This window comes from Lyngbya sp. CCY1209 (assembly GCF_055795065.1).
Genome location: NZ_JAYFER010000203.1, coordinates 1 through 297 on the forward strand (window position 1 = coordinate 1; position 297 = coordinate 297).

Sequence of the window (297 nt, forward strand, 5' to 3'; positions counted from 1 at the left end):
GCTTTTGCAACTTGAAAACCATCCGCTGGACTTTCGCCCAATTGATAGCTCTCCATGCATTCTTAGTGACCGTTGGTTTCGGCTTACCGAATCCTTTGGTTTGTCTAGACCTCGCCATTATTGCTATTCGAGTCTCCATCTTACGTCTGAACCGTAACCTGTCTGCATATCCCAAACATTACATCTGGGCGTTGGCTTTTGGTTACATCTCACCCCCATCTGGCTTGCGCTTACACTTGCGGCTATAGCCTTCACTACTTGTCTAATCGACCATTGGACAAGAGCCAGTATGGGGTT

Annotated in this window: 1 pseudogene; it reads right to left on the reverse strand. The window is 47.5% G+C overall.

The features are described 5' to 3' along the window. Positions 1–118: pseudogene (locus tag AC0QHF_RS03935) on the reverse strand (reverse transcriptase N-terminal domain-containing protein); the annotation flags it as partial. Between the last annotated feature and the right edge of the window lie 179 nt (positions 119–297).